At 68.2% G+C, this 1,203-nt stretch carries 2 protein-coding genes; both read right to left on the reverse strand.

The annotated features are described in order from the left end of the window. Positions 1-199, reverse strand: a 199-nt coding sequence (locus RJ03_RS38515) for a hypothetical protein (protein ID WP_245552375.1), incomplete at its 3' end; no start/stop codon positions are given. A gap of 73 nt (positions 200-272) precedes the next feature. Continuing rightward, on the reverse strand, positions 273-1,133 hold the full coding sequence (locus RJ03_RS24920; protein WP_036506191.1) for an alpha/beta hydrolase family protein: 861 nt from the start codon (positions 1,131-1,133) through the stop codon (positions 273-275). Positions 1,134-1,203: the final 70 nt, after the last annotated feature.

A 1,203-nucleotide genomic window follows, 5' to 3' on the forward strand; every position in this document is an offset into this window, starting at 1 on the left:
GGATTCCGGTGATCGTCGTGCCGACGTCGTGGGCGACCGTCGCCATCGAGACGTTCATGACCGAACTGTCGAGGGTCATCAAGAATTGACCGGAGCCCAGCACCGTCAAGACGAGCGTGGATCCGGAGGCGGCGCTCGCGCGCGTCGTCACTCCCGCCGCGCTCGTTGCCGAGCCGACGCGAGACGACGGCCTGAGCATCGGTGTCGGCGGACGACCCACCTGCGCATTCGTCCATTGAAGCACTCGCGGGCCCGGAATCGGCCGCGTTCGGCTACAGGTCGCGCACCCACTTCTCGATGCGGTCCACGGTCGATTCCGGATCGATGATCCAGCCGTTGTGCCCCAGCGGTTTCGGCTCGTGCCAGGTGCTCACGCGCGCCTCGGGAAGTTTCTCCAGCAGATGCGCGGCCGAACTGCGGGGGGTGAGATCGTCGCCGCTCATGGTTATCGAGAGGACCGGCAGGGTGAGCCGCGCGATGCGCTCGTCGTAGTCGATATCGGCGCCGACCGGTACGAACCGGCCGGTGCGGGCCAGCCGCGCCCAATCGGAGATCAGTACCTTGGACTGCCGGCCGAAACCCCCGGCGGTGATGCGATCCCCCGGCCAGAACCCGGCGAGATTCGCGGTCAGCGAGATGGCGGCGGGTCCGACGAGCATCGCGGAGCGGGCGATCCCGCCGTAACCCCGGTAGTAGGGAGTGCCGGAGGCGATGAGGATCAGCCCGCCCAGCCGGCCGCGGATCCGTGCGGCGTACATGACCCCGAGCTGACCACCCATACTGTGCCCGAGCAGCATCGGCGTGCTGTCCGGGAAACGGGTGCGAACGGCCTGGAAGATCGCCGGAAAATCGACCGAGACCAACTCGTGGTAGCCGTAGGTACTCGACGGGCTCGGCTTCGGCCGGCTGTCACCGTTACCCCGCAACTCCCCGATCGCCGCATCGAATCCGCGCCGCGCCAGCTCGCGCGCGAAATCCCCGTAGTACTCACCCGGCACACCCAATCCCGGAATGATCACGATGACCGGCCGCGGGGCATCCGCGGTGATGGTATGCCGGTGCGGACCGCTCGCGGCGACGAACCGCACCGGCACCGTCGACCCGTCCGGCATCTGGATCGGAATCGTCTCCATACGCGCACGCTACCGCGACGCGTGCCGAGGAAAGCGCGGGCGAGGCCCGAACTCCCGGCTACGTCGGTTC

It is taken from the genome of Nocardia aobensis NBRC 100429 (assembly GCF_000308375.1).
GTDB classification, from domain to species: domain Bacteria; phylum Actinomycetota; class Actinomycetes; order Mycobacteriales; family Mycobacteriaceae; genus Nocardia; species Nocardia aobensis.